Annotated in this window: 7 protein-coding genes and 1 pseudogene; 4 read left to right on the top strand and 4 right to left on the bottom strand. The window is 71.1% G+C overall.

Translation table 11 applies throughout. The features are described 5' to 3' along the window. A partial coding sequence (locus E3O23_RS01330) for a YhgE/Pip family protein (protein ID WP_166790377.1) occupies window positions 1-847 on the top strand: 847 nt, incomplete at its 5' end. Between the two features lie 93 nt (window positions 848-940). On the opposite strand, the gene E3O23_RS01325 is transcribed toward E3O23_RS01330, so the two are convergent. The 3 genes from E3O23_RS01325 to E3O23_RS01315 form a co-directional block, all read right to left on the bottom strand. After that, complete coding sequence (locus E3O23_RS01325) at window positions 941-2,071, bottom strand: baeRF2 domain-containing protein (RefSeq protein ID WP_134487171.1); 1,131 nt, start codon at window positions 2,069-2,071, stop codon at window positions 941-943. Window positions 2,072-2,174: 103 nt separating this feature from the next. Then, window positions 2,175-2,549, bottom strand: a complete 375-nt coding sequence (locus E3O23_RS01320; protein WP_134487168.1) for a DUF4440 domain-containing protein — start codon at window positions 2,547-2,549, stop codon at window positions 2,175-2,177. Then, on the bottom strand, window positions 2,546-3,202 hold the full coding sequence (locus tag E3O23_RS01315) for a TrmH family RNA methyltransferase (protein WP_134487165.1): 657 nt from the start codon (window positions 3,200-3,202) through the stop codon (window positions 2,546-2,548). The genes E3O23_RS01320 and E3O23_RS01315 overlap by 4 nt, the downstream gene beginning before the upstream one ends. Before the next feature lie 88 nt (window positions 3,203-3,290). On the opposite strand from E3O23_RS01315, the gene E3O23_RS01310 reads away from it, so the two are divergent. The 3 genes from E3O23_RS01310 (at window position 3,291) to E3O23_RS01300 (ending at window position 6,191) form a co-directional block, all read left to right on the top strand. Next, entirely contained in the window at window positions 3,291-4,586 is a 1,296-nt protein-coding gene (locus tag E3O23_RS01310) for an Nramp family divalent metal transporter (RefSeq protein WP_134487162.1), read from the top strand. Between the two features lie 102 nt (window positions 4,587-4,688). Next, on the top strand, window positions 4,689-5,336 hold the full coding sequence (locus E3O23_RS01305; protein WP_134487159.1) for a metal-dependent transcriptional regulator: 648 nt from the start codon (window positions 4,689-4,691) through the stop codon (window positions 5,334-5,336). A 54-nt stretch (window positions 5,337-5,390) separates the two neighbouring features. After that, entirely contained in the window at window positions 5,391-6,191 is an 801-nt protein-coding gene (locus E3O23_RS01300) for an HAD-IIA family hydrolase (RefSeq protein ID WP_134487156.1), read from the top strand. Window positions 6,192-6,294: 103 nt separating this feature from the next. Here the strand turns inward: E3O23_RS01300 and E3O23_RS01295 are convergent. Continuing rightward, a pseudogene (locus E3O23_RS01295) lies at window positions 6,295-6,970 on the bottom strand (septum formation family protein); the annotation flags it as partial.

Below are 6,970 nucleotides of genomic sequence, written 5' to 3'. Positions count from 1 at the left end.
CGCCGCGGCCGCGACGGGCGCCGCCCGGGCCCACGAGGGCGCGGGCGCCCTCGCCACCGGCACCGCGAGCCTCCGCGACGGCCTCGGCACGCTCGCCACCGGCACCACCGAGCTCCAGGACGGGCTGCAGGCCGGGGTCGACGACATCCCGAGCACCGACCCGGGGACGCGCGAGCTGCAGGCGAAGACCATCGCCAACCCGGTCGACCTGCGGAGCGCCGCCATCACCTCGGCCGGCACGTACGGCGCCGGGCTCGCGCCCTTCTTCGCCAGCCTGGCCGCGTGGATCGGCATCTACGCGTTGTTCCTGATCGTGAAGCCGGTATCCCGCCGCGCCATCACGGCCCTGCATTCGCCGCTCCGGATCACCCTCGCCGGCTGGCTCACCCCCGGGCTGCTGGGCGCGGCGCAGATGGGCGCGCTCTTCTTCGTGCTGACCGCGGCCCTCCGGTTCGACGTGCAGAACGCGCCGGGCACCTACGCGATGATGGCGCTGGCCGCGCTCGCGTTCGCGGCGATCATCCTGGCGCTCAACGTCTGGCTCGGCAGCGTCGGCCAGTTCCTCGGGCTCGTGCTGATGGTCGTCCAGCTCGTCACCGCGGGCGGCACCTTCCCCTGGCAGACCCTGCCCACGCCGCTGGCCTGGCTGCACCACGTCGTGCCGATGAGCTACGCGGTCGACGGCATCCGCCAGCTCATGTACGGGGGCAGCACGGCGGCGGCCTGGGCGGATGCCGGGGTGCTGCTGCTCTGGCTGGCCGGCGGCCTCGTGCTGGCCGCGATCGGGGTCACCCGGATGACGCACTTCCGCACCCTGCGCGACCTCCGGCCGAGCCTGATCGGCTAACCCGCCCGTGAGGGGTCGCATATCGACCTTCCCGGGGGCCAACGAAGGTCGATTTGCGACCCCTCACGCGGGGTCAGGCGGGATCAGGCGGCGTCAGCTCGCCGGCAGGGTGGTCCAGCGCAGGATGGCGCAGGCGCTCGCGCCCGCCGGAAGCTCGCTCGGGGAGGCGACGACGACCCGGGCATCCGTCAGGATCGCGGCGCGCACGAGGGCGTCGGCGGCCGGAACGGCGCCCAGCTCCCCGGCGCCGAGCGCCTCCTCGGACGAGGAGGCCACCCACGGCTCCCGGTCGAGGGCGATCAGCGTCCAATCACCCAGGGCGCTGGGCGCGAGGATCAGCACGTCAACCTGGCCCTGCTGCAGGCCCCGGATGACGGCGGCCTGGTCGATCTCGGAGAGCCCGTCGTTGCGGCCCGTTTCGAGCCGGGTCAGCGCGTCGTACTCGTCGGCCGCCAGGATCGAGGCGATGTGGCGGTGCAGGTCGGCGTCGAGTTCGTCGGTCGTGGCTCCCCCGGGGCGCGTGTTCGTCGGCACCACGGTGAGGACCTTCACGGTGGCCGGTGACAGCGCTTCGATCAGGAGCTGCCGGGCCCGCACGTCGCCGGTCACCACGAGCAGTTCGGCCCCGCTGTCACGCACGACCTCGTCGATGGCGTCCGCGACGAGTCCTTCATTGCGCTTCCAGACCTCCTCGGTGTGGTGCTGGTAGCGCCCGTTGGCCAGGAAGTCGTCTTCGGACTGCGTCTTGGTCAGGAACTCGGTGTCCCCCTGCACGGCGCGGTGGGCGACGGGCTGGCTGCGGCTGAGCCGGAACTGCGTGATCTCGCCGCCGTCGCGGCCCACTTCGGCCACGACGTAGCAGAGGTCCCTCGGCCGCTGGGTGAGCAACGGAATCAGCGCGGGCACCGGTCCGTAGTTCACGATGAGTTCGCCGAGCGGCTCCCCGGCCAGGAACTCGTTGACCTCGACGGCCCCTTCCCGCACGACGAGGAGGCGGCTGACCGATCCCCCGACGCCCGGCGGCTCCTCGAGCAGGTCGACGATGACGGCCGCGTCGATTTCGGGGGCGCCGGCATCCATCAGGGCCTCACGCACGGTGCGTTGCCGGATGGTCCCGGTGCGCCGCGGATCACTCGTGTCCTGCGTCACATCCGCGTAAACCGTCGACGCGTTCCCCGCGCGGCGGTAGAGCTCCGAGAGGCCCTCGTTGCCGAAATCAGCCATGGTCATCGATCCTTTCCGTGGTGCCCAGTAGTGGGACACGGTAGACCTCGGCCTCGGCTCTGACAACCCTTCGGATGCCGCCCAGAGAAGGCCCCTCCGGGCGTCAGGCCGGCGTCTGCTGGCGGGCGGCGACGCACCATCCGCCGTTGGCGTCGTCGAAGACGTAGGTGGTCGACACGTTCGACTCCGTGACCTCGTCGCCGCGCCGGGCGACGGCACGGTAGACGACGATTCCGGCATGCTCGCCGAGGCGGATCACGGCCGGCTCGTGGATCTCGTAGCTGTCCAGGTCCGACGCGCCGTTGAAGGACGCGGCCGCCTGCTCGCGGTTGAGGACCTCGCCCGGCCGGATCATCAGCGCATCCCGGGTCATGCTGCGCCGGAAGTAGCTGCCGCCCTGGCCGGCAAGCACCGCCTGCCACCCCTCGTGTTCCTCGTGCAGCAGTCGGGCGGGCAGATCGTCGGTGATCGCAGTCATACGCCCACGCTAGCGCGTGCGCGCCCGAAGCGGTGCTGCAATATCCAGTCGTGCATGGTGACAGCGGCGGCGGCCGAGGCGTTGATCGAGCGGGTGGAGCCGTACTGGCTGATCTCGACGACGGCGGCGGCGGCGGCGATGGCCTCCTCGGACAGGCCCGGACCCTCCTGGCCGAAGAGCAGGACGCAGCGTTCGGGGAAGGCGAAGGTCTCGATGATGACGCTGCCGGGCACGTTGTCGATGGCGATGATCGGCAGGGCCTCGGCGGCGGCCCAGGCGACGAAGGCCGCGACATCCGGGTGGTGCAGCACGTGCTGGTAACGGTCGGTGACCATCGCGCCACGCTTGTTCCAGCGCTTGCGGCCGATGATGTGCACGGTGTCGGCCGCGAACGCGTTGGCGCTGCGCACGATCGAGCCGATGTTCATGTCGTGCTGCCAGTTCTCGATGGCCACGTGGAACGGATGCCGGTGCTCGTCCAGGTCGGCGACGATCGCGTCCATCCGCCAGTAGCGGTAGCGGTCGATCACATTGCGGGTGTCGCCGCGCTCGAGCAGCTCGGGGTCGTACTGGGGCTCCTCCGGCCACTCGCCCGGCCATGGGCCGACGCCGTGGGTGGAGAGTTCGGGCGTGGGACTCTGCGGCTCTTGCACCGCTCCACCGTATCCCGCGGCGCCGTGTTCGCCGGTCGTCGGTGGCCGGAGTCTTTCGAGTTACCTAAACCTGCCCTATGATTTCGGTATGCCTAAAGATGACGTCCGGCCTCACGGCGACCTGCGAACGGATGCCCCGCGGCCGGGCACGTCGCCCGAAGTCACCACAGTGGCATCCTCCAGGTTGCTCTGGCTGCTCGGCCCGGCCCTCGTCGCCGGAGTCGCCTACCTCGACCCAGGCAACGTCGCCAGCAACATGACGGCTGGCGCCCGGTACGGCTACCTGCTCGTCTGGGTGGTCGTGGCCGGCAACGTGATGGCCTGGCTGATCCAGTACCTCTCGGCCAAGCTCGGGATCGTCACCGGCACGAGCCTGCCGGAGATCCTCGGGGTGCGGATGCGGCGCCCGCTCGCCCGGCGCCTCTACTGGGTGCAGGCCGAGCTCGTGGCCATGGCCACGGACCTGGCCGAGATCATCGGCGGCGCGGTCGCGCTGCACCTCCTGTTCGGCCTGCCACTGCTGGCCGGCGGCATCATCACCGGCGTGATATCGATGATCGTGCTGACCGTGCAGACCCGCCGCGGGCCGCGCACCTTCGAGCGCGTGATCGTCGCGCTGCTGCTGATCATCGCCGTGGGCTTCACCGCCGGCGTCTTCATCTCGCCGCCGGAGGCCGGTGGCGTCGTCGCCGGGCTCGTGCCGCGCTTCGAGGGCACGAACTCGGTCCTCCTCGCCGCGTCGATCCTCGGCGCGACGATCATGCCCCACGCCATCTACGCGCACTCCGCCCTCGCCCGCGACCGGTTCCCCGCCTGGCAGGGCGAGAAAGCGACCAAACGGCTGCTCTGGGCCACCAAATGGGACGTCACGATCGCCATGGCCATCGCCGGAACCGTGAACCTCTCGATCCTGCTGCTCGCGGCATCCGCCCTGCAGGGGGTCGAGGGAACCGACACCCTCGAGGGCGCCTACGCCGCCCTGGCGACGACGCTCGGGCCCGTGGTCGCCACGATCTTCGCCGTCGGGTTACTCGCCTCCGGGCTCGCCTCAACCTCGGTGGGCGCCTACGCCGGCGCCGAGATCATGCACGGCCTGCTGCACCTGCGGGTTCCGCTGCTGCTGCGCCGCCTGGTCACGCTCATCCCCGCGCTGCTCATCCTCGGCGCCGGCTTCGACCCGACCCAGGCGCTCGTGCTCAGCCAGGTCGTGCTGTCGTTCGGCATCCCGTTCGCCCTCATCCCGCTGGTCTGGCTCACCGCGCAGCGCGGCATCCTCGGCGCGCACGCCAACCGCTGGTTCACGACGGCCGCCGGGGCGATCTGCGCCGTGCTGCTCGTCGCCCTCAACGTGATGCTGCTCGTGCTGCTCTTCACCGGCGCCTGAGGTCGTCATGCTTCCCGCGAGAACGCAGTTGTGCTCGTTATCCGGCGCTCATAACGAGCACAACTGCGTTTTCGCGGTGACGATCGGTAGCCTGAGAGCGCCATGACACACACCACCACCCCCGCCGCAGAGGACTACCTCAAGACCATCTACGCGCACACCGAGTGGCAGCCCGACCCGATCACGCCGTCGGGGCTGGCCACGAGGCTGGGGGTCGCGCCGTCCTCGGTCACCGAGATGGTGAAGAAGCTCGCGGCGATCGGCTGGCTCACGCACGTGCCCTACGGCCCGCTCTCACTGACGGATGCCGGCCGGCTGCGCGCGACCGCGGTGGTGCGGCGGCACCGCCTGATCGAGACCTGGCTCGTGCGCGAGATGGGCTACGACTGGGACGAGGTGCACGACGAGGCGGAGATCCTGGAGCACTCGATCTCCGACCGCCTGCTCGAGGCGATCAACGAGCGGCTCGGTTTCCCGGTCAGCGACCCGCACGGCGACCCGATCCCGGATGCCGACGGTGCCGTCGACCGCGCTCCCGCCATCCTTCTGGCGGCGGCGGAGCCCGGCCACACGGGAACCGTGCTGCGGATCAGCGACCGCGACCCGGGCATCCTGCGCGCCCTGGCGGCCGACGAGATCCGGCCGGGCACGGCGCTCGTGCTCGTCGGGCCCCTCACCGTGCGCCTGCCGTCCGGTCGCACCCGGCCGCTCACGACCGAGGCGGCCGATTCGATCTGGGTCAGCGCTTAACTTTCGCGTAACCTGCCCGGGCTAGGCTTGGGGCCCCGAGGAGAGGACGGCCCGATGGCACGTCGTGACGAGATCGAATGCTGGCTCACCGACATGGACGGCGTCCTCGTGCATGAGAACGCCGCGCTGCCCGGGGCGGCCGAGCTGCTCGAGCAGTGGACCAACGCCGGCACCCCGTTCCTCGTGCTCACGAACAACTCGATCTTCACGCCGCGCGACCTCAGCGCCCGGCTGCGCTCCTCCGGGCTGAACGTGCCCGAGGAGCGGATCTGGACCTCGGCGCTGGCCACGGCCGACTTCCTCAAGTCGCAGATCCCCGGCGGCACGGCCTTCGTGATCGGCGAGGTCGGCATCACGACGGCCCTGCACGAGGCCGGCTTCATCATGACCGAGACCAACCCCGACTACGTCGTCGTAGGCGAAACCCGCAACTACTCCTTCGAGGCGATCACCAAGGCGATCCGCCTGCTGCTGGGGGGCGCCCGGTTCATCGTGACCAACCCGGATGCGACCGGGCCGAGCGCCGACGGACCGCTGCCGGCGACCGGGGCGATCGCCGCGCTGATCACCAAGGCCACCGGCATGGAGCCCTACGTCGTGGGCAAGCCCAACCCGATGATGTTCCGGTCGGCGATGAACAAGATCGGCGCGCACTCCGAGAACACGGCCATGATCGGCGACCGGATGGACACCGACATCATCGCCGGCATCGAGGCCGGCCTGCACACGATCCTCGTGATGACCGGCATCAGCGACCAGGCCGAGGTGGCCCGCTACCCCTTCCGCCCGGACGAGATCCTGGCCGGGGTGCACGAGCTGGTCGCCGCCCAGCCCGAGGAATCCGACGCGATCTAGCCTGGACACTCCCCGCGAAACTGCAGTTGTGCGCCCTAAAACGCCGGAATGACGCGCACAACTGCGGTTTCGCGGGAGGGGGGCGGGATAGGGGGCAGGCGGGTCAGGCGGCGGGGGTGGGGCCGGGGCCGGCCAGGCTCGCGGTGAGCGGCTCGGCCGATGCCCGGTTGAGGAAGCAGTAGTAGTCGCGCTGGCCGCTCGTCCACTGCTCCTCGGTGACCGGGTAGCTGCCCTGGACCTGCAGGTCGGGGATGGCGCCGGCCGCGGTGAGGTCGATCACTCCGGGGGCGGAGCAGAGCAGGTTGATCTGCTCGGCGAGTGCTGCCTCGCCGGGGAACTCGGCATCCTCCTCGCCGGCGAAGACTCCCCGGTAGACGAGCTGCGCGGCGTGCGGTGCGGCACAGTCCACCACAGTGAACTCCTCCTCCCACGGGGACGCGTAGGGCTCGAGGCATTCGCCGCCGCGCAGGGCGTCCCAGGCGTGCACGCCGACGGGCTGCGGGCCGGTTGCCGGCGACGTCGGGGTCGGCGTCGGTGTGGCGCTCGCGGATGCCGTCTCGGTCGGGGCCGCGATCGGCGCCGAGCCGCCGACAAGGCGCTGCCCGAAGAAGAACAGGGCGACGAGCACGCCGACGGCCAGGAGCCCGGCGGCAGCCCAGGCCAGGATCCTGCCGATCCGTCGTCGGTTCGCGGGCGGACGGGCTGGCCCGCGCGGCGCCTGCCGGGCGGCGGCGGGCGTGGCCATCGCGGCAGCCGGCGGGGTGGCAGCCGCCGTGGTG

Source organism: Cryobacterium tagatosivorans, assembly GCF_004402215.1.
Classification (GTDB): Bacteria; Actinomycetota; Actinomycetes; order Actinomycetales; family Microbacteriaceae; genus Cryobacterium; species Cryobacterium tagatosivorans.
The sequence above is the reverse complement of the archived record's forward strand: the minus strand, read 5'-3'. Positions and strand labels throughout refer to the sequence as shown.